General features: G+C 58.8%; 18 protein-coding genes and 2 pseudogenes. 13 read left to right on the forward strand and 7 right to left on the reverse strand.

All coding sequences use genetic code 11. The features are described 5' to 3' along the window. The first annotated feature begins 139 nt into the window (after positions 1-139). The 3 genes from DW195_RS04320 (at position 140) to DW195_RS04330 (ending at position 3243) form a co-directional block, all read left to right on the forward strand. Entirely contained in the window at positions 140-1000 is an 861-nt protein-coding gene (locus DW195_RS04320; RefSeq protein WP_117583895.1) for an ABC transporter substrate-binding protein, read from the forward strand. Between the two features lie 140 nt (positions 1001-1140). Continuing rightward, on the forward strand, positions 1141-2478 hold the full coding sequence (locus DW195_RS04325) for an ABC transporter permease subunit (protein ID WP_233502381.1): 1338 nt from the start codon (positions 1141-1143) through the stop codon (positions 2476-2478). 12 nt (positions 2479-2490) lie between these two features. After that, on the forward strand, positions 2491-3243 hold the full coding sequence (locus tag DW195_RS04330) for an amino acid ABC transporter ATP-binding protein (RefSeq protein ID WP_118205959.1): 753 nt from the start codon (positions 2491-2493) through the stop codon (positions 3241-3243). A gap of 116 nt (positions 3244-3359) precedes the next feature. Here the strand turns inward: DW195_RS04330 and DW195_RS04335 are convergent, their stop codons facing one another. Both DW195_RS04335 and DW195_RS04340 read right to left on the reverse strand, forming a co-directional pair. Then, positions 3360-3779: a flavodoxin gene (locus DW195_RS04335; RefSeq protein ID WP_117646574.1), complete on the reverse strand. Its 420-nt coding sequence runs from the start codon at positions 3777-3779 to the stop codon at positions 3360-3362. Between the two features lie 46 nt (positions 3780-3825). Next, positions 3826-4530 carry a DUF3793 family protein gene (locus DW195_RS04340; RefSeq protein ID WP_117646573.1) on the reverse strand — a complete coding sequence of 235 codons (705 nt, stop codon included), beginning with the start codon at positions 4528-4530 and terminating at the stop codon, positions 3826-3828. Positions 4531-4704: 174 nt separating this feature from the next. Here DW195_RS04340 and DW195_RS04345 point away from each other — a divergent pair, with 174 nt between their 5' ends. Continuing rightward, positions 4705-5088: a heavy-metal-associated domain-containing protein gene (locus DW195_RS04345; RefSeq protein ID WP_117583897.1), complete on the forward strand. Its 384-nt coding sequence runs from the start codon at positions 4705-4707 to the stop codon at positions 5086-5088. 26 nt (positions 5089-5114) lie between these two features. Here DW195_RS04345 and DW195_RS04350 read toward each other — a convergent pair whose 3' ends face one another. Beyond that, entirely contained in the window at positions 5115-5540 is a 426-nt protein-coding gene (locus DW195_RS04350) for a hypothetical protein (protein WP_233540813.1), read from the reverse strand. Then, a complete protein-coding gene (locus DW195_RS04355; RefSeq protein WP_118205960.1) occupies positions 5533-7038 on the reverse strand; it encodes a DNA repair protein in 1506 nt (501 codons plus the stop codon). Before DW195_RS04355 ends, DW195_RS04350 begins: the two co-directional genes overlap by 8 nt. 223 nt (positions 7039-7261) lie before the next feature. Between DW195_RS04355 and DW195_RS04360 the strand changes: the two genes are divergently transcribed. Further along, positions 7262-7786: an iron-containing alcohol dehydrogenase gene (locus DW195_RS04360; RefSeq protein ID WP_158567897.1), complete on the forward strand. Its 525-nt coding sequence runs from the start codon at positions 7262-7264 to the stop codon at positions 7784-7786. Positions 7787-7985: 199 nt separating this feature from the next. Next, positions 7986-9680 carry a glucose-6-phosphate isomerase gene (gene pgi / locus DW195_RS04365; RefSeq protein WP_089573015.1) on the forward strand — a complete coding sequence of 565 codons (1695 nt, stop codon included), beginning with the start codon at positions 7986-7988 and terminating at the stop codon, positions 9678-9680. A 141-nt stretch (positions 9681-9821) separates the two neighbouring features. Here the strand turns inward: pgi and DW195_RS04370 are convergent. The 3 genes and pseudogenes from DW195_RS04370 to DW195_RS04380 all read right to left on the reverse strand — a co-directional run bounded on the left by DW195_RS04370 (position 9822) and on the right by DW195_RS04380 (position 12534). After that, a pseudogene (locus DW195_RS04370) lies at positions 9822-11117 on the reverse strand (type IV secretory system conjugative DNA transfer family protein). Then, positions 11110-11619 (reverse strand): annotated as a pseudogene (locus tag DW195_RS04375) (ClpP family protease); the annotation flags it as partial. The pseudogenes DW195_RS04375 and DW195_RS04370, both read right to left, overlap by 8 nt. Before the next feature lie 18 nt (positions 11620-11637). After that, positions 11638-12534 (reverse strand): hypothetical protein, encoded by an 897-nt coding sequence (locus DW195_RS04380; RefSeq protein ID WP_118205962.1) that lies wholly within the window; start codon positions 12532-12534, stop codon positions 11638-11640. A 485-nt stretch (positions 12535-13019) separates the two neighbouring features. On the opposite strand from DW195_RS04380, the gene DW195_RS04385 reads away from it, so the two are divergent. The 7 genes from DW195_RS04385 to DW195_RS04415 all read left to right on the forward strand — a co-directional run bounded on the left by DW195_RS04385 (position 13020) and on the right by DW195_RS04415 (position 20638). Next, complete coding sequence (locus DW195_RS04385) at positions 13020-13862, forward strand: Cof-type HAD-IIB family hydrolase (RefSeq protein ID WP_118205963.1); 843 nt, start codon at positions 13020-13022, stop codon at positions 13860-13862. Positions 13863-13925: 63 nt separating this feature from the next. Continuing rightward, a complete protein-coding gene (locus DW195_RS04390) occupies positions 13926-14585 on the forward strand; it encodes an HAD family hydrolase (protein WP_370215084.1) in 660 nt (219 codons plus the stop codon). A gap of 150 nt (positions 14586-14735) precedes the next feature. After that, positions 14736-15479, forward strand: coding sequence for a GntR family transcriptional regulator (locus DW195_RS04395; protein WP_117786622.1), 744 nt, complete (start codon positions 14736-14738; stop codon positions 15477-15479). Positions 15480-15697: 218 nt separating this feature from the next. Next, a complete protein-coding gene (locus DW195_RS04400; protein WP_118205965.1) occupies positions 15698-17161 on the forward strand; it encodes a YfcC family protein in 1464 nt (487 codons plus the stop codon). Positions 17162-17170: 9 nt separating this feature from the next. Further along, on the forward strand, positions 17171-18754 hold the full coding sequence (locus DW195_RS04405) for an amidohydrolase (protein ID WP_118205966.1): 1584 nt from the start codon (positions 17171-17173) through the stop codon (positions 18752-18754). A 1-nt stretch (position 18755) separates the two neighbouring features. Further along, on the forward strand, positions 18756-19607 hold the full coding sequence (locus tag DW195_RS04410; protein ID WP_117629752.1) for a sugar phosphate isomerase/epimerase: 852 nt from the start codon (positions 18756-18758) through the stop codon (positions 19605-19607). A gap of 62 nt (positions 19608-19669) precedes the next feature. After that, the gene (locus tag DW195_RS04415; protein ID WP_118205967.1) at positions 19670-20638 is read left to right on the forward strand and encodes an SIS domain-containing protein; all 969 of its coding nucleotides are present in this window, start codon (positions 19670-19672) and stop codon (positions 20636-20638) included. Positions 20639-20649 lie beyond the last annotated feature (11 nt).

Raw genomic sequence — 20649 nt, forward strand, 5'->3', positions numbered from 1 at the left:
ACAAAGTGGAATGCTTCATTCACGTTATGGATTTGTTTCAATCAGTTTTCTAATTGCAGATTCTTACAAGCGGGTGCATAATAGCCCTCAGTTTTTGCAGACCTCTGAATCACGTGGGGTCATTGGAAGGAGACTGATCATGAAGCTTAAGAAGCTTGGCGCATTTGCCGCCACGGGTGCCATGGCACTCGCTCTTGCACTGACGGGTTGCGGCTCGTCCAACGCCACCTCTGGTTCCGATGCCGGTTCCAGCAGCTCTGACGACGCGAAGGTCGAGAAGGTCGATGGCTCCAAGGAGTACGCGCTCGTCAAGGACGGTACGCTGACCGTCGGCACCTCTGCCGAGTACGCTCCGTTTGAGTACAAGGACGACAACGGCGACTACCAGGGCTTTGACCTTGAGCTCATCAAGGCTATCGGCGACAAGCTGGGCCTGGATGTCGAGTATGTCAACAATGACTTTGACACGCTGGTTCCGGGCGTCGCTTCGGGCGCCAAGTATGACGTTTCCATCGCGGCTATCACCGACACGCCCGAGCGTGAGAAGGAAGTCACTTTCTCTGATTCCTACTACATGGACGATCAGGCTATCGTGACCAAGGTCGATAACACCGACATCACGGCCGACAACTACAGCGAGAAGCTCAACAACGCCGACGCTACCATCATCGTCCAGTCTGGCTCGACCGCCGAGGCCTTTGCCCAGGAGAACTTCCCCAAGGCCAAGATTGTTCCCTACAAGGACGCCACCGAGTGCTTCAGCGCCCTGCAGTCCGATAAGGGTGACGCCGTGGTGACCAACCGCTCCGTCGCCAGCCAGCTGACCGCCGAGCAGTTCAACACCTGCCAGACCATCAAGCAGATCAGCACCGGCGAGGAGTACGCCATCGCCATCAACCAGGGCAACACTAAGCTCAAGGACGACGTCAACCAGGCCATCAAGGACCTGACCGATGACGGTACCGTTGACACCCTTATGGCTAAGTACAACATCAAGTAAAATAGCTACTTGATTGCACGCGGGCCCTTTCCGTTTTGGCGGAGAGGGCCTTTGCGTTTCTTGAATGGGCGTCATCCCGCCCCGTTATGTCGGCAACTTAAACGTTAGGAGCCACCTTGTCTCGATTGAACCAAGGAGCCATGGGCAAGAGCCATCCACTGCCCTCGATGCTCCAAAAGCTGGCCTGTGCCCTGGCTGTGGCGCTCGCCCTGGTATGCGCGGGGGCCTGCGTGCCCTCGACTGCTCAGGCACTTGAGACCACAAAGATCACCGCCCGACCCAATACCGGTTCGGGTAGCGACGTGGTCGGTGGCACCGAGACTCGTATCACCTGGGAGGTCCAGGCCGATGCCGATGAGGAGCTGAGCGGTCTTTCGCTGACGTTTGTCGATGGCACGACCTTTGGTGCGGACGACACGCGTCTGACGATGCTCTCGGGCGATGACCTTATGGACCGTACGCCCATGAAGCCCACGTGCAAGGTCGATGGTCAGACGCTCAAGATCGATTTTGGTGAGACGGTGCCCGCCGGCGGTTATTTCCGTGTCGAGGTCTACGGCGTGACCTTCCCCGTCGAGGGCGGCGACGAGGCCTTTAGCGGCACCTACACTTTGGCCGATGGTTCGACCAAGAAGATCTCCAAGATTCCGTCGGTGGAGATCAAGGGCGTGACGGCATTCGATAACTTCCTGGCCGACCTTAAGGAGCAGCCGTGGGTCGAGGCATGGAATTCCAACATGTTCCTGCGCCTGTTCCTGAACCCGGTCATTTTGGTCCAGAGCCTGCCGATCGTCTTCAAAGGCTTCCTCATGTCGCTCTCGATCGTGCTCGTGGCGTTTCCGCTGGCAATTCCCTTTGGTTTCGCCCTGTCGCTCATGCGCATCTCCAAGTCGCGCATCCTGCGTTGCCTTGCCGGTATCTATGTGAATATCATTCGTGGTACGCCGGCGTTCCTGCAGATCTACATCGCGTTCTTTGGCCTGCCGCTGGCCGGCGTCAAGGTTGACGACTATGTGCTGGGCGTCATCGTCATGGCCATGAACTCGTCCGCCTACCTGTGCGAGATCTTCCGTGCCGGTATTCAGTCGATCCCCAAGGGCCAGAACGAGGCTGCGCGCTCGCTGGGCATGAACGCCTTCCAGACACTGCTCTACGTTATGATTCCGCAGACGTTCCGCAATGTTCTGCCAACGTTGACCAGTGAGTTCATCCTGCTTTACAAGGATACGTCGCTGCTCGCGGCCGTGGGCGTGGTCGAGATCGTCATGAACGCCCGCACCATCGTGGCCACGACGGGCTCTATTACACCGTACGTGGTTGCCGCCCTGTTCTATCTGGTCATCACCCTGCCGCTCGCTCGCTTGGTGAGCGGCCTTGAGGCGAGGCTTTTGGGCACGGCCGAAACTAAGAAGAAGCGTCCCGCCAAGAGCGCCGGACAGGTCGTCGCGACGCCCGCCGATCACATCGCCGGTCTGTAAGGAGGTCCTATCATGAGCGAAACCAATAACTCGAACGAGGTCGTCGTCAGCATCAAGAACCTCCAGAAGGCCTTTGGCGATAACGTGGTCCTGCGCGATATCGATCTGGATGTGCACAAGGGCGAGGTCGTCGTAGTTCTGGGTCCCTCGGGCTCGGGTAAGTCGACGATGCTTCGCTGCATCAACCGTCTTGAGCATCCCACGAGTGGCTCGATTGTCGTTGAGGGTGTGGACGTGTGCGCCAAGGGCGTCGATCTTAACAAGGTGCGCACGCATCTGGGTATGGTGTTCCAGCAGTTCAATTTGTTCCCGCACCTCTCAGTCAAAAAGAACGTCATGCTCGCGCAGCAGAAGGTGCTCAAGCGCAGCAAGGAAGAGGCCGAGAAGATTGCCGTCGAGGAGCTGACCAAGGTCGGTCTTGCCGAGCGTATCGACTTTATGCCGAGCCAGCTCTCGGGCGGTCAGCAGCAGCGCGTTGCCATCGCCCGCGCCCTGTCGATGAACCCGCACGTCATGCTCTTTGACGAGGCCACCTCGGCGCTCGACCCCGAGCTCGTGCGCGACGTCCTGGGTGTCATGCGCGACCTGGCACGCGACGGCATGACCATGATCGTCGTGACGCACGAGATGGGCTTTGCCCGCGATGTCGCCGACCGCGTCATCTTTATGGACGGCGGCGTCATTGTGGAAGAGGGTACGCCGAGCGAGGTCTTCGACCACCCCAAGAGCGAGCGCACCAAGGCGTTCTTGGGAAATATCTCGTAGCCGGTTGATGTAACTGCCGTTACAAAAGAGCGGGGGCTGGACTTGAATCCAGCCCCCGCTCTTTTGTAGGGATGGGGATGCGCTGTGATACAGGCTCTTTTGGAGGCCTGGTTTCGTTACGCGAGCTCGGCTCCGAGGGCCTTGCAGGCCGCCTCGCCCTCATCGTCGGGCGCATCGTAGCAAATGACGGAGTCCACGACGTTGACGCCGGCCTCGTCGGCGTCGGCCTTCCAGTTGTCCATCCACTCGCCCTCGGCCCACGAATAGGAGCCAAAGAGGACGACCTTCTTGTCGCCGAGGGTCTCCTTGACCTCGTCCCACATAGGCTGAAACTCGTCATACTCAAGCTCCTCGGAGCCCATGGCGGGGCAGCCGAAGGCGAAGGCATCATATTCGGCGGCCTTGTCGGCAGAGAAGTCGGCGCAGGGGATGACCTCAATCTCGGCCCCCGCGGACGTGGCGCCTTCGGCGACGAGGTTTGCCATGGCCTCGGTATTGCCCGTGCCGCTCCAGTAGACGACGGCGATCTTGCTCATGTTGAGTCCTTTCAGTTGTGCGGCAGGTTGCCGCGGCTTCTATGTTCTATCGGGTTGCCTGGGCAAGTTGCGCCAAGCTGCAGCCCTGCTGATAGACAAAGGTGAGGTATTGAGTGCAAGCGCGGTAGGCGTCAAACATCGCAAGCGCTTGCTCGACATTCGTGTAGACCTTCCAAGCTCCAAAGACCTTGTAGTTCTCGCCGCGCTGGACGATAAACTCGTGCACGTCGTCGTAGGGATATCCAAGGAAGTAGCCTATTTCGTGCGGAAACTCGCAGGTGCAGTCTTTGCTGCAGCTAGCTTGCTGGGGTAGTGCGCATCGAGTCTGGCTGCAGGCGCATTCCGCGACGTTATTGCTCGCGAGCGTGATGCGTGATGCCAAATGCACAAGGCATGCCGAAAGGTCTCTCGTGTCGTAGCCTTCCGAGGTGAGCGCCGTTTGGACGCGAGGGTCTGCGAAATAGGTGGTGAGGCTTTTGGCTCGGTACGCGTACACGAGCGCTCCGCAGGGCCGCCAGACCAAAACACTCAGGTGGATGCCGAGCGGGTCAAGCTCGCGATTGCACTGGGCGATAACGTTGAGCAGGCGTGCTCGGCGTTCTGCAATGGTTTCGGTTGTGGTCGAGCCGTCCCCGTGGGCGTAGGTGCCTGGATAGGTAAAGAGCGATGCCGGCTTGATGCCCGCGAGCGTGGGAGAGCAGTTGCGCACGACTGCCGCCTGAAACGTTGGGATGTCTATGGTTCGAGTCACGGCGCTCCTTACGGATCTAAACTGTTAGCCTAGGAAAACTTATACACGAAAGTAAGCCATGGTCAACAAAAAAGTTTGAAGAGGGAAACTAATTGACCGAACAGACATGATTTTGGGTTAAGATGGGGGCACCCCATGGGGGTATCTAGATAGTGCTACTTGAAAGGGGAGCGCATGAGTGACTTGCTCAACCCTGCGAATCTCATCGTGCTGGCCGTCATTGCCGTCGGCATGTTTTTTGGACTGCGTCGCATTGCCGCTTCGACACACGGGAAGAGTTGCTGCAGCGATGGTACGAGCGGCAAGAAGGCCAAAAAGGTTGTTGTGGTGGATACCGATGCGTCACACTATCCCTATAGCGATGAGCTGCTCATCGGCGGCATGAACTGTGACGGCTGCGCTCAGAACGTAGCCAATGCCCTCAATGCGCTGGATGGCGTGTGGGCAACGGTGACGTATGCGGACCACACGGCACGCGTGCGCTCTAAGCAGCCGGTTGATCGTGGTGTCCTCGAGACGGCCGTGAAAGACGCGGGCTACTACGTCATGACTCTGTAAGCGCCGCCCTGGATGCGCTTCCTTGGCTAGGCTCGTCCGCGCAGTTCGATGTCTTGGATGTCGTCGAAGTCGATGGCGATGTCTCGGAGTTTGAGGAGCTTGAAGGCGGGGAGCGCCTCGTCGAGGATGCCGGTGCGGCTGCGATAGCCGTATGTATCGTAATAGGTGACACGAATCAAGTCGCCACGTTTGAGACCCTCGAGCTTTTTAGAAAGCGCGAGGGCTTTTTCTTCCGTGAGCTCACGTTTTGGCTCGACGGTGATTTCCTGCTTGCGCACGAGTTCGTAGTATCCCGTGAGGGCGGCAAAGGGCATAAACTGTGCGGCGCGGTTGGCGCGCACGGCACCGTTGGCAGTGAGCTTGGGGTCGGCGGCGCGGCGTCTGCCCTCGGGGTCCGCCAGGCGCTCGAAGGCGGTCGGCGGGCGCACGGGCTGCTGCTTGGGTTTAGGCACGATGTCCTCCAACTTGGCCGTTGCGTTCGCGCGCGGTGGCGCCGGCGGTAAAGCTTAATCCCTTGACGAGCGCGTTCTTGCCGTACTTGCCTTTCACGGCCAGGACGGCGCGCGCCAGGTCGCGCTCGCGCTCATCGGCCTCGATATCGCTGAACAGATCGATGGTGGCAAATTCTTCGGGTACCAGATTGCCAAATCCCAGGTTGATGCGCTTGACCGGTCGTTTGGGATTGACAGTCTGCGCCCAGAGCTCATCGAAATAGCCCATGATCTTCTTAAATGAATTGGTGCGCTCGGGCAGTTTTCGCGAGGCGTTGGAGTGCGCGAAGAGTGCGGCATAGCCACCGCGCGGTTTGCCGCCGTGTTCCCCCACAAAGATGCCGTCGATTGCCTGCGCCTCGCGCACCAAGCGGTGCCGTTCGTCATCGCGTTGGACGGGCTTGGGCGCACGGGGCGCGAGTTCGGGGCCGGCGGTTGCGGTGGGTTCGATACTCGACGTGCTCGAGCGTAGGTGTCCGCATCCGTCCACATATTGCGCTGTACCGCTGGCGTCGAGGCGGCGTATGTCGGCTCGCTCGCTCGCGTAGCCCACGAAGAGCGAGATGCTGTCACACACCACGTGCTTATCGATCAAGTCCAGTACGGCGTTGTCGACCATCTCGCGTAAGACGGTGTAGGCCTGCTCGTAGGCATAGCCCTTCGAGAGCACCTGTCCTGTGGCGGTCGAGGTCGCTTGCGGGCGATAGGCTTGGATATCGGCGATGGTTGTCGGCTCGCGCCCGAAGGCGTGGTCGATGAGATATTCGGCATTGACGCCGAGTTCGTCGTAGAGCAGGTTCTCGTCGAGTGCGGCGACGCCCATCAGGTCGTAGACGCCGTATTTCTCGAGACGGGCCGCCACGCCGGGGCCGATGCCCCAGATGTCGGTGATGGGGCGATGGGGCCAGATCTCCTTGCGAAAGGTCCCGTCGTCGAGTATGCCGATGCGGCTGGGTACGTGCTTGGCGGTAATGTCGAGCGCTACCTTGGCCTGGAATAGGTTGGGGCCGATGCCGACCGTCGCCGTGATGCCGGTGCGCGCCAAGACCTCGTCGCGCAGCGTGCAGGCGAACCCTTCCGCATCGGTGTGATAGAGGTCCAGATAGGGCGTCACGTCGATAAAGCATTCGTCGATGGAGTAGACGTGAATGTCTTGCGGACTCACGTATTCCAGATAGATGCCGTAGATTTTCGCCGACACCTCCATGTAGTGCTGCATGCGCGGTATGGCCTTGATGTAGCCGATGCCGTCGGGAATCTCGAACAGACGGCAGCGGTTGTGTATCCCGAGGTCTTTCATGGCCTGCGTGATGGCGAGGCAGATGGTCGTGCGTCCGCGCGATTCGTCGGCAACGACCAGGTTGGTGGTGAGCGGATCGAGCCCACGATCGACGCACTCGACGCTGGCATAAAACGTCTTGAGGTCGATGCAGATGTAGGTGTGCTGCTCGTGCTCCATCCGAGCCTCCCATCAAACACATGTTCTTATCGAATACCTGTTCGATAATACCTGCTCGACCGGACACCGTCAAAACCTGTCCCTATTTGGCAGGTATGGTCGTGCGGTTGCATCGGGTTTTTAACGCAGCCCTAAAGAGCGCGAAACAGCTCGGAAAAGCTCGCTTCGTAGCATGAGGCTAACGATTGATACCACCATAAAGCACGGAAGGGTTGTGGGGATAATGGTCAACTATGGGTTTGGTATGCCGACGCGCTTGGTTGCGGATGGGGATGTGGCTCGCTGGTGCGGGCGATTGGTTGCCCACTATGGCGGCACCAAGGCACTGGTCGTGCTGGGAGGCGACAAGCACACGCGTGATGAGCTCGTTTCGGCGGCGCTGGGCTCGCTCGATCGCGCCCTGCTCGAGCGCGTGCTTTTCCGCTGCGGCTCGGTTGGAGGCGACGGGGGAGACGAGCTGATCGACGAAGCCGTGGCCCTGGCGACCGACGAAGGCGTGGACTTTGTCCTGGCGATTGGCGATGCCGATACGGCGAGCTTTGCGCGTGAACTCGCTCGTTGCATGGCCGTGCTTGATGCCGGCGAGGACGGCTTTGTTCCCTACGGATGCATCGTCTCCGAGGGAAAAGTGCCCGCCGTTGTGGGTACCGGCGAGGTTCCCGTTTTTGCCATTATCGCGCCCGAACTGCTGGAGGGCATCGGGTCTCCTCTGCGTGAGTTACTCGGTAGCGTCTGCGCCGCGGCCTAATATTTGCCATAAAAGGACGGGTTATTTTTGGTTGGTAAAGCGTTTGACCTGCCAAAATAAGCCTGTCCCTTTTTGATCGGTTGCCGTTTGGGGGCCGATTGGCAACGCTCGCTGATTGTAGTCTTGACCTGCGCTAGAATAGTGGCATCTGAATGTCCGGGCGCATGGAGGCGTGCGCCCGTATGCTGAGGAGGACTCTATGGCAACTGTTGCCGCACCTATCGATGCTACGTCGACTGCCGCTTGGAAGGCACTCGAGGCTCATCAGGAGAAGCTCGAGGCCGAAGGTATCGACCTCAAGGCCTGGTTCGCCGCCGATGCCGAGCGCGTGAACAAGCTGAGCTTTGACGCCGGTGACCTGCACTTCGATCTGTCGAAGAACCTGGTGACCGATGAGACCGTCAAGCTGCTGTGCGATCTTGCCCGCGAGGTGAAGCTCGAGGAGCGCCGCGACGCCATGTTCTCCGGCGAGCATATTAACACCACCGAGGACCGCGCCGTCCTGCACACCGCGCTTCGCCGCCCGGCAACCGAGAAGGGTCAGCTCATCGTCGACGGCCAGGACGTCGTCGCCGACGTGCACGAGGTCCTCGACCGCATGTATGCCTTCGCCGAGCGCGTGCGCTCCGGTGAGTGGAAGGGCGTTACCGGCAAGAAGATCGAGCACCTGGTGTCCATCGGCATCGGCGGCTCCGATTTGGGCCCGGTCATGGCTTACGAGGCTCTGCGTCCCTATGCCGACGCCGGTATCGACTGCCGCTATATCTCCAACATCGACCCCAACGACCAGGCCGAGAAGCTTAAGGGCCTGGATCCCGAGACCACGCTCGTGATCATCGTCTCCAAGACCTTCACCACGCTCGAGACCCTCACCAACGCCCGTGAGGTCAAGACCTGGATGCTCGAGCAGCTCAAGGCTCAGGGCGCCATCGACGGCTCCGATGAGCAGAACGCCGAGGCCGTGGCAAAGCACTTCGTCGCCGTCTCCACCGCACTCGAGAAGGTTGAGGCCTTCGGTATCGACCCCGCCAACGCCTTCGGTTTCTGGAACTGGGTCGGCGGCCGCTATTCCGTCGACTCCGCCGTGGGCCTGTCGCTGATCGTCGTGCTCGGCCCCGAGCGCTTCCAGCAGTTCCTCGAGGGCTTCCACGCCATCGACGAGTACTTCTGCAATACCCCGCTCGAGAACAACGCCGTCGCGCTGATGGGCCTGCTCAACGTCTGGTACGTCAACTTCTTCGGTTCCAAGAGCCACGCCGTACTGCCGTACTGCCAGTACCTGCACCGTTTCCCGGCCTACCTGCAGCAGCTCACCATGGAGTCCAACGGCAAGCACGTCCGCTGGGACGGCAGCGCCGTGACCTCCGACACCGGTGAGATCTTCTGGGGCGAGCCCGGCACCAACGGTCAGCACGCCTTCTACCAGTTGCTGCACCAGGGCACCGTGGTGGTCCCGGCCGACTTTATCGCTTTCGCCAACACTGCCAATCCCGCAACCGACAGCGGCCAGGATGTCCACGAGCTGTTCCTGGGCAACTTCCTGGCCCAGACCAAGGCGCTCGCCTTTGGTAAGACGGCCGATGAGGTGCGCGCCGAGGGCACGCCCGAGCAGATCGTCCCGGCCCGCTGCTTTGAGGGCAACCGTCCGACGACCTCGATCTTCGGCGACACGTTGACCCCGTTCGCGCTCGGCGAGCTCATCGCCCTGTACGAGCACATCACGTTTGTCGAGGGCACGGTCTGGGGCATCGACTCCTACGACCAGTGGGGCGTCGAGCTGGGCAAGCAGCTTGCCAAGCAGATCACCCCGGCCTTCCACGACGACGCCGCCAAGGCCGAGCAGGACGCTTCGACTCAGGCGCTCATCGAGTTCTACCGCGCGCATCGCAAGTAGTCGCTGCTGTTAACGCATCGCGTCTTATAGTCAGGGGCCCGTATCCTATCGGATGCGGGCCCCTTTGCTTTGCCGTGGTCCCGGGGCGCACGGCCTTTGTGGAACATCGCCGGGGCGCCGCGCGCTGCGAGAACCCTGCGCCTAGATCTCGGCCTCCGCATGGCCTCGCTGCGCCTCGGGCAGCTCCCCGTAGAGCGGATGGTCTTCGAGCCTAAAGCGTTCGACCTGCTCGGGGGCGCGACCGCGCACAAAGAGCCATGAGCGATCGATCGGCGTCGCCATAAGCGTGCTGGGCAATGCGTCGGCTCGGTCGGAAAACACTCGGGCGCTCTCGGGGTCTTGGAACGCCAGCACCAGATGCGCGTCGCAGTTGCCCATGATGGAGCGTGCGCGTGCCTCGCCGTAGAGCGCATCGAGCTAATTGGTCGACTGCAGCAGCAGCGTTGCCCAGATGTTGCGACTTCGGATAATCGAGAGCACGTTGTCGATTTGGGGAATCTGCAGGTTCGCGAAATCGTCGAGCATAAAGCGCACGGGCACGGGCAGGCTGCCGTCGGGCTGCTTGTCGGCCTCGCGCATGAGACCCATAAACGCCTGCGTAATAAAGAGGCTGGTCAGTGGGTCGAGATTGCGGTCGATATCGCTCACGGTTACAAATAGGGCGCAAGGGGCGTGTCCCATGGAGGCGAAGTCCACCTGATGGCATTCCTGATAGAGCTGCGTCGCGCCGTCGAACCCCAGGCACATGACCTTTTCGGCGAGAATGCCGACGATGCTTGCGTGCATGCGCTCGGCGCTTTGCGTAATGGCGTAGCGACGCCAGAGCGAGAGGGCATAGCTTTGGGGGTCGGTCGTGATCAGGTCATCGAACAATCGGCCCGTGGCGCCGTCCTCCAGGTGCTCGATGAGCTTGATGACCGAGCAGATCGTCTGCTCGTCGGCGGGCAGCTGCTCTGTGACGTAGGCGATGAAGCACGACAACAGGTTTGCTGCCGTATGATCCCAAAAAGGCTGGTTGTTGTCCTCGATGGGGCAGATTGCCTTTGCCACCGAGAGGATGTCCTGCTGGTTGGGCCTGCCGTCCGCCTTGCGGCGAATATGCCTCAGGGGGTTGTAGCCGCAGCGCTCGATGCCATGCGCAAGGACCGGGGCGTTGTTGAGGTCGGCAAAGTTGAGGCATTGCACAGGGTAGCCGTGGGCCGCCAGCACGGGACCCACTTCGCGACAGATCGTGCCCTTGGTATCGAGCACGATATAGCTCGCGTTCATCTGCAGCAGGTTGGGCTTGAGGACGTTTCGGGTCTTGCCGGCTCCCGAAGGGCCGATCACGAGCATATTGTTGTTGAGACCCGTTTGGCGTGTATTGCACGAGAGCATATGACCCTGCGCAAGGATGGCAGGGGCCGGGGCGTGCAGAGCTGCGTTGAGGTTAGACATGAGCGGTCTCCTTGGTCGAGGTGAGGATGCTGTGGGCAAAGCCGAGCTCGACGGCGCGCTCGGCCGAAAGATATGTGTCCTTTGCCGTGAGCGTCTGTACGCGCTTGGCCGAAAGACCGCTGCGATCAGACAGGATTTGCGTCAGGGCCTTGCGGGTCCGCATGAGACGCCGGCTTGTTTCCTGGAGTGCTAGGGCCGAGCCCCCAGCTCCTTGCGGGATGAGCGGGTCGTGAATCATGAGTTCTGCATGGGGCGCCATGCGGCGCTCGTCGCCACCCATAAAGATGATGGCGCCCATAGAGGCCGCAAGCTCCAGGCAGACGGTGTGGATAGGGCACGGCGAGAGACGCATGGTGTCGTAGATGGCGAGGCCGGCGCGAACGTTCCCGCCGGGGCTGGAGACAAAGACGGTGATGGGGGCGGTGGGGTCGGCGGCTTCGAGTAGGCGGATCTGCTGGCACAGGTCATGCGCCATCGCACTGTTGATGTCGCCCACGACGGAAAGCTCGCGGCGGGCGAGCTATCGGGTTCGTCCGAGCCTGCGATCGAGCTCGGTTTCGGGACAGGCCGCCTGTTCGTGCGGCTCTCGGGTGTCAAGGGCTCCAAAGCGATGGAGCGTTGCGATGGGCGTGGTGTATGCGAGTCGTAGCTGATGCTCCACTGGGGCGCGTTCGCCGTTTGTGTAATGGGCCTTGTAGTACCGCACGATGCTGGCGTTCATTTCCTCGTCGTTGCGATGGCGCCCAAACTGGTGCCTGCAGGTCTCGATGATTTTTGCCACCGACTTGGGTGCCGTCGCGGGGACAAGGGCGAGATAGCCCTCGAACAGTTCGTTGATGCTCAGGAGGCACAATGTGTCGACCAAGGCTCTAACGGCTGCCTCATCGATGGAAAACTGCGCGGTCAACTGGTTATGGCGGTTGCGGTCGATAACGGTCGCACGGGGCCTTGGGGTCTTCTGCCTCGCGGTGCCGGGCATTTGCATTTGCCGGGTCTGCGCATCGAGCTCGACGTTGCCGCGCTTGAGGTCGTTCAGCGGAAGGAACAATGCAGTGCACAGGGCGTCCCGCTTGATTTCGAGCTTGCAACGTTCGTCGGGTGTCCATTCGAGCTTGAGTTTCGTGTCGAGCGCCGTGAGCATATGGGCTAAGCAGCCCATAGTAAGGACGCGAGGCTCGTTATCTCGATTTGGGGCATAGGGATCTGTCAGCCTGCGAATGTTGGGATCGCCCATGATTTTGATGCAGCGCTTCAGCAGTTGAGGCTTGCCGGCCAAGACCGTCGCGAGCGGCAGCGACGCGAAGTTCTCGATGGTTGCGGCGGCAAAGGCGGCGTCGTATTTGTTTGCGGGTGCTCGCTCAATGCGGGCATCCAGGACGCTTCCTTTATTGCCGTCTTCAATACGGTAGGTTGTCATAGCTTCTCCAATCGGTTGATGTTCGTGCTGTTTGTTGATGTGTCGGTTGTCAGGTGTGATGTGCTTGCCGTAGGTGATGTGCTGACGTTGGGGTGCTATGCGGTTTTCAATGAGCCCGTGAGGCGGTTGCTGCGGGGGCGGGGTGGGACTGCCCATGCAAGGCGGAGCGCACTGTGCTCAAAATCGAGACAGCAATGCCCGGGATGCCTCACATATGGCAGTTACCTCATTAAGTTGTCATTACGCTTGGGGTTGTACTTTGCCGATCTTCCTTCTCTTACATGCTAAAACTCAAACTGCATATGCTCGATCTACTCAAAACCGCAACGGCGGTCTTTTTTAACTTAAATGTCGGGGTTCGTCTTTGCAAGTACTTTTTTACTTTTTCAAATGGGGTGGTTTTGCTGCCGTCACGCGCCGCGCCGTGCGAACGTGCCCCGGCTCGGATAAGATGGTGCACGGAAAAACGATGCAAGGAGGCGCATATGGCAATTAAAGCCATCGCAATGGATATCGACGGTACGCTCACCAACGACCAGAAGGTCATCAGCCCGCGCACGCGCGAGAAGCTGCTCGCGGCGCAGGAGTCGGGCATTAAGCTCATCTTGGCTTCGGGTCGTCCCGCATGGGGACTGCACGCCTTGGCGCAGGAGCTCGATCTTCAAAACCATGACGGTCTGCTAGTTGCCTTTAATGGCGCGCATGTGGTTGACGCTCAGACCGATGAGGTCCTTTTTGACCAAGCCATGCCGGCTGACGAGCTGCACCGTCTGATTGATCATCTGCGCAATTTCGACGTGATCCCCATCATCTCGCTTGGTCGCGATCTGCATGTCGAGGATTCGTACCGCTGCATGATTACGCTGCCGGATGGCTCGCAGAAAAACATCGTCAAATACGAGCGCGATGCCTGCGATCTCAAGATCCGTGAAGTCGAGAGTCTTCACGAGGTGGCAGACGCCTATCCGGTAGACAAGTTGCTCACCGCGGGCGACCCCGCGTACCTGCAGGCGCATTACGAGGAGATGTATGCGCCCTTTACCCAGACGCTTTCGGGCATGTTTACGGCTGACTGGTACTTTGAGTACACGGCGCCCGGTATCGACAAGGCCCGTGCGCTCGAGGGTGCCCTGCCCAAGCTCGGCATCGATGCCAGTGAGGTCGTATCGTTTGGCGACGGCCAGAACGACAAGTCCATGATTGAGTGGGCCGGCACCGGTGTTGCCATGGGCAACGCCGTCGATGAGGTTAAGGCTGTGGCCCAGATGGTGACCGCCAATAACAACGAAGACGGTATTGCGGTGGCGCTGGATAAGCTGCTGGGTTAGAATCGCCGATAATGCATGGTTCGGGCGCCTGCTTACAGGCGCCCTTTTGTTAGGGAGGGTGCCGTGTCTGCATTTCCGTTCGACGCCGTTATCTTTGACATGGACGGTGTCATTGTCGATACCGAGTATTACTACCTGGGCGAGACTGCCGCGTTTGCCAAGGAGCTTGGGTTGAACCTGACTCAAGAGGAGTTGAATGGGCAGGTCGGTACCTCGCATCAGTTCTTCCTGCATATGCTGGTCGATTGGTTTGAGCGTGCCGGTAAGGGGCATTTCACTGGCGAAGAAGCGTTGGCCCGTTGGGACGAGTGGGCGCATACGCGTCCGCGCGACTATCAGACTTTGATTAACCCAGGCGCCGTGGATACGATTCGAGAGCTGCCGCGCCGTGGCGTTCGCGTGGCGCTTGCCAGCTCGTCTCCCGTGGATAGCATCGAGGAAGTGCTCAACGCGTGCGGGTTGTCGGATGCCTTTGAATATGTGGTGAGCGGCGAGCAGTTTAAGGAGAGCAAGCCCGAGCCCGATATCTACTTGCATGCACTGGACTTGCTGGGGCTGCCCGCGGACCGCTGCTGCTGCGTTGAGGATTCGGTGCCTGGCATCACTGCCGGCAAGCGAGCCGGCCTGACAGTCATTGCCAAGCGCGAGGAGCGCTTCGGCTTTAGCCAGGATGCCGCGGACAAGATCATCGACCAGCTGCCGGAGCTGCTCACGCTTTCTTAGGAGCGCGGTAGTTGCGCGTTTTTCGGGTCTGATGAGTAAATAGCCGACATTTTGGTGCGACACCTAGCATACTTTAAGCTAATGCGGGCTTAAGGACTTGTTGAATGCCCCTAAGTCCGTTTTAGACTTAATTGTGCTTGGAGAGGGTATATGCCACCGACTGAAGGGCTAACTGACGGTAAAGCAGCGATACCGCTGTACCAACAGGTTATCGATATCATCAAAAACGAAATCAACTCCGGTGCCTACAAGGCAGGCGCGCGGATACCCAACGAATTCGAATTGGCTGAGAGCTATAAAGTTGGCCGCGTTACCGTGCGACGCGCTATTGAGGAGCTCGTCCAACAGGGCTATCTAACGAAGCGACAGGGGAAAGGCACGTTTGTCAATGCCCCCAAGCTCAAACGCAAGATTCGCCAGAAGGATGACGTCCAGAGTTTTTCGGACGCATGCCGCGTAAACGGAATGGAACCGGGGGCGCGTGTCATTTCGAGAAAGATACTGCCGGCGGATTCCACCGAAGCACAGTTCTTTGGTGTTCCCGTTGGAACTGACTTGATCTGCGTTGAGCGCGTGCGTACTGCCGATGGCGTCCCTGTCATGCTCGAGAACAACATATATGTTTACGAGGACAACGCCTATCTATCAACGGCACCTCTATCTAACCAATCCATTTTTGAGTTCGTGCGCAACCGGACGGGCCGCACGCCCGCGTTTACCGACCCATGCACGCTTGAGATCGCGTGCGCGTCGCCCGAGGTCGCTCGGTTGTTGGCAGTTCCCGTTGGCGAACCCTTGTTTTATATGGAAGCCTTCTTTTTCGATGAACAGCGGCGGCCGTTTATCATCGGTCGTCAGCGGATCGTTGGGTCTCGCTACGTTTTTGACATCTAGGACATTGCGAATGGAAGCGCCCGGTGGATCATCTCACCGGGCGTCTCCATACCGTTCACGGCGCAAACGCAACCGTTCAACCGCGTTGCGGCAATCAGTTTGAAATTATCTTGATGACGAGAAAAGCTGCTGGTAATCTATAGAACGTCATAGAACGTTTGCCTTGTGCAAACGTTGAAGCGAGATGCGATGCAGTCTCGAGTTCTTTGGAGGTATCTATGTCAGATACGAAGGCGAAGAAGACAAACAGACGTTTTAAGTTCAAATTACCGCATGTCTATACGATCATGTTCTTGCTGATCGTTGTCTTTGCGGTCCTGACTTGGATCGTTCCTTCTGGTCAGTATCAGCGCAAGACGATTTCGACAGCGGCGGGCGAGCGTGAAGTCGCCGTTGCTGGAACCTATGAACAGGTCGATAAGAACTACACCGATTCCGAAACCGGCGAGACCATCAATCTGGGCCAGGATATCTTTGCGGTCCTGCAAGCGCCTACTAAGGGCATCCAGGAGGCTGCCGACGTCGTTGCGTTCGTCTTATTGATTGGCGGATCGTTCGCAATCATCACCAAGACCAACGCTTTGAATGCCGGCATGAGCCGTGTGATTAAAAAGCTCAAGAACAAGGACATCCTCATCATCCCCATCACGATGACGTTGCTGTCCATTTGCGGCACTACGTTTGGTATGTCTGAGGAAGCCCTGCCGTTCTATGCCATCTTCATTCCCATCATGATGGGTATCGGTTATGACTCGATGACGGCATTCATCATCTGCTTCCTTGGTCCTAACCTGGGATATTGTGCCTCGACCATCGATCCGTTTAACGTCTTGATCGCACAGGGCATTATCGGCATCGAGGGCAATCCTCAGCTGTGGCTGCGCGCCGTTTCTTGGGTCATCTTCACTGCCGTCGGTATCGCATGGGCCATGCGCTACGCTATGCGCGTCAAGAAAAACCCCGAGTCGTCCATTACGTACGAGGACGATAAACTCAAGCGTATCGAGTTTTCCGTGACCGATGCCTCCATCGAGGAAGAGTTCACTATCCGTCAGAAGCTCGTGCTTATCGATTTTGCCTGCGGTATGGGCATTATCGTCTGGGGTCTTGTTACCCAGGGTTGGTACATGAATGAGATTTCCGCCGTGTTCCTTGGCATGGGCTTGCTTGCCGGTATCCTGGGCGGTCTTGACCAGCAGACGATTGCTGAGGAGTTCGTTAAAGGTCTCGCCGACTTTGCGTACGCCGCTATCGTTATCGGTATCGCTCGCGGCATTCTGGTCATCGCCGAGGGCGGCATGATCATCGACACCATTCTCCAGGCGCTCGCTACTGCGCTCGCCGGTGCACCCGCCGCCGTCTACACCACGTTTATGTATATCGTCCTTGGCCTGCTCTCTTTGCTGGTTCCCTCGAGCTCTGGCCTGGCGGCGCTCACCATGCCCGTCATGGGTCCGCTGACCGAGCTTATGGGCCTCAATCCCGAGGCCGCCGTTACCGCGCTCCAGTTTGCCAATCAGACCATCAACACCATCAGTCCCGTGGCGGGCATGACGGTTGCCGGCCTTGCCGTGGCAAAGATCTCGTTTGGCCAATGGTGGAAGACCATTTGGAAGTTCTTCATTTTCATGGTCGTCTTTGGCCTGATCGTAACGGCAATCTCTGGCATGCTTCCGGTGTAGGTGGTTGTGATGTCTGATCGTTTAACGGTCCTGACGTCTAAGAGCGTCTTTACCGGTACGGGGGACCTGCCGTTTGAAGGTTTCGTAGCGGTCCGTGGCAATCGAATTGAGGCTGTTGGCACCAAGTGTGAGGTAGCTTCGTATTTGACCCAAGCGGACGAGGTAGTTGACCTGGGCGACCGCACCGTCATGCCCGGCCTGATCGATGTGCATACCTTCTATACAGGCTGGGCGCTGCGGACGTTGGGGTCTGATCTGTCCGGCATCGCCGATGCCAAAGAGGCCGTGTCGCTCTTGCGTGCATGGAAAGAAGATCATCCGGATTGTGCGGCGGCTTTTGGCCACAGCCTACCCGAAATGTTGGCGTCGGATGCCGAGAACGCAAATACGGCAGCTGTGTTTGACGATTGTTTTGGCGATATCCCTGTCGTTTGCTTTACATCGGGTGCGGAGACCTGCGTTCTCAATGCTGCCGCCAGTGCGCGATACGGCTTTACACCGCAGGCGTGCTATGCCGAGAAGATCTGGCGCATGATGAGCGATTTCCTCGCGCTGCCCGAGGTACGTGCGGGGTATTCGGACTACATGAGCATGCTTAACGAGCGCGGCGTTACCGCCATCAAGGAGATGGCGTTTGATGACTACTACGGCTTTGCCGACGAAATGGCTCGCCGTGAGGAATCTGGTGAGCTGACGGTTCGCGTCTCTATGATGTCGCAGCCGGTGGGTGCCGGTGCAAATCTGGCATATGCCCGCGAGGCACGAGAGCGCTTCCGGGGACCGTTCGTTCGTTTTTCTGGCTTCAACCGTATGACCGATCGCGGCGTATGGGCGGGGCTTGCCGAGATGATTGATCCCTATGAGGACACGGCCGATGCGGGAGCTGCCGGCAAGACGGTTGTCGAGGAGCCCGAGTGGGATCTGATTGAGAACGAGCTGCGCGCAATTGATGCTGACGGCTTCCGATATTCCTTGCATTGCCAGGGCGATGGCGCCGTTCGTCGCACCGTGGCGCTCTATGCCTCGCTGCCTCGAGACGAGCATGGACGGTTGCTTCGCCGCCATGCGATTACCGATCTCGAGAACTCTGACCCGACCGACCTTGTCGAGTTTGGCAAGTTAGGTGGAATTTGTGAGGTCTATCCGCAGATTCTGACGCTGGACCGGCGCGAGGATTGCCTGTCGATGATGCGTCGACAAATTGGCGAGACGCGACTTTTGCACAGCTGGAATCGCCGCGGCATGGAAGATTCCGGATGCACGGTGTGCTGTGGTACGGATTTGCCGCTGCTGATTCCGAGCCTGGGCGAGTCAATCTACAGCGCGTGCGGCGGATACTTCGACGATGGGTTGCCCGTGAATGAGGCCAACGCGCTGACGCTTGTCGAGCTCTTGCGTGCTTGGACTGCCGGGGGCGCGTACGATCTGATGCGCGAAGACGAGCTGGGTACGCTTGAGGTTGGCAAGCTTGCCGATATCTGCGTGCTCGATCGGGATGTGTTCGACCTCGATTATCGCGATGCACGCGATCTTGCGGTTGATATGACGATGTCGGACGGACAAATCGTGTTCGCTCGAAACAAGGAGGCATAAGATGTCTGAATCCAAGCCGACGCTGCGTCGCGAGCAGATTGCGGGCATGAATATCCACTACATCATGTGGTCGCTCGATTACTTCCTTGATGTGCAGCAGCGTTTGGGCTTTGAGTCCATTGAGCTGTGGTGTGCGGAGCCGCATGTGACGCTCGACCACACGGGCTACTTTGAGGCTGAGGTTCTGGCGAAAAAGGCTGCAGACCGTGGGCTTAGGTATCGTACTCTGTGCCCCGAGAATGTTGTCTATCCTTGGCAGTACTGCGCACGCAAACCGCTGCATGAACAGCGCAGCCTGGCGTACTTTAAGCACGGCATTGAGCTTGCCGAGGTACTTGGGTGCGACCGTATGTCCGTTAACTCGGGCTGGGGCGACTGGGACGAGGACCGCGAGGAAGCCTGGAAGCGCAGCCGCGAGCACTTGTCCATTCTGGCGGAGTATGCCGGCGAGCACGGTTTGGTGCTTACGATGGAAAGCCTGCGTCCCGAGGAGAGCAACCTTGTGACGACGGTTTCCGATGCGAAGCGCATGATTGACGAGGTTGCGAGCCCGTACTTACAGCCCATGGTTGATACAACCGCGATGGGCGTTGCAGGCGAGACGCTCGAGGACTGGTTTGCCGCCTTTGGTGATGGGGCAATTCACGAGATGCACTTTATCGACGGCGACCCGTATGGCCATCTGGTGTGGGGCGATGGCAAGCACGATATGGACGCCTTCGTCGCCACACTCAACGCCCATGGTTTCGACGGCATGCTGGGCCAGGAAATCACGGACGGCCGTTACTACGATGACCCGGCGGCGGCAGATGCCAAGAACATGGCCGCATTCGAGAAATATCTGATTGACTAAAACAGCTATCGGCCACGCAGCCAACGTCATTGATTGCGGACCAAACAAGAAAGGAACTGGATATGAACGCACACGATCTGATCAAAGAGGCAATTGCCGAGAAGGGCAAGTTCGACAGCGTCTACTGGATTGCTTGCGGTGGCTCCATGATCGATTTGATCCCGGCTCATGAGCTTCTGCAGCGTGAGGCAACTACCTTCGCTTCGTATATCTATACCGCGCGTGAATTCGACATTATGCGTCCGCGTCGTCTGGGCGAGAAGTCCCTGGTCATTGCTTGCAGCCACAGTGGCAACACCCCCGAGGTCGTCGAGGGCTGCGAGATTGCCCTTGCCGCCGGCGCTACGGTGATCGCCCAGACCGACAACGCTGGATCTAAGATCGACACCGGTAAATGGACCACGTGGGTTTACCCGTGGGGCGAGGGCGTGCCGCAGGCCGAGGTCCCCGCTGGTATTTCGCTGTCGCTCGCGGCCGAGCTGCTCGATCAGCAGGAGGGCTACGCCGATCTTGCCGATATGTATGCCGGTATCGCCGAGATGGATAAGATTCTTCCCCCGGCACGTGAGAAGGTAAATGCTGAGCTGGGCGATCGTTTTGCCAAGCTTTGCCAGGAGCACGAGTTCTTCTATATTCTGGGCAGCGGTCCCAACTTTAGCCAGACCTACGGTTTCGCTATCTGCTCTCTTATGGAGATGCAGTGGCAGCACTGCAGCTACATCCACTCTGCCGAGTACTTCCACGGCCCCTTCGAGGCTACTCAGGACGGCGTTTTTTACTTCCTGCAGATGGGCTCCAGCGAGTGCCGTGCTATGGACGAGCGCGCCCTGGCGTTCCTTAAGACGCATACCGATACGCTGATGGTGCTCGATGCCAAGGAGTACGGTATGGAAGCCGTGCCGGCGAGCGTCCGTGCCTATCTTGACCCGGTGCTGTTCTACGCCATGAACTGCGAGCTGCGTGCTGCTCGCGGCAAGGTGTTTGATCACGATCCCGATTTCCGTCGCTATATGGGTGTTGTCGAGTACTAGAAGGGGCAAAG

Origin of the sequence: Collinsella sp. AM17-1 (assembly GCF_003470665.1) — a bacterium.
GTDB lineage: Bacteria > Actinomycetota > Coriobacteriia > Coriobacteriales > Coriobacteriaceae > Collinsella.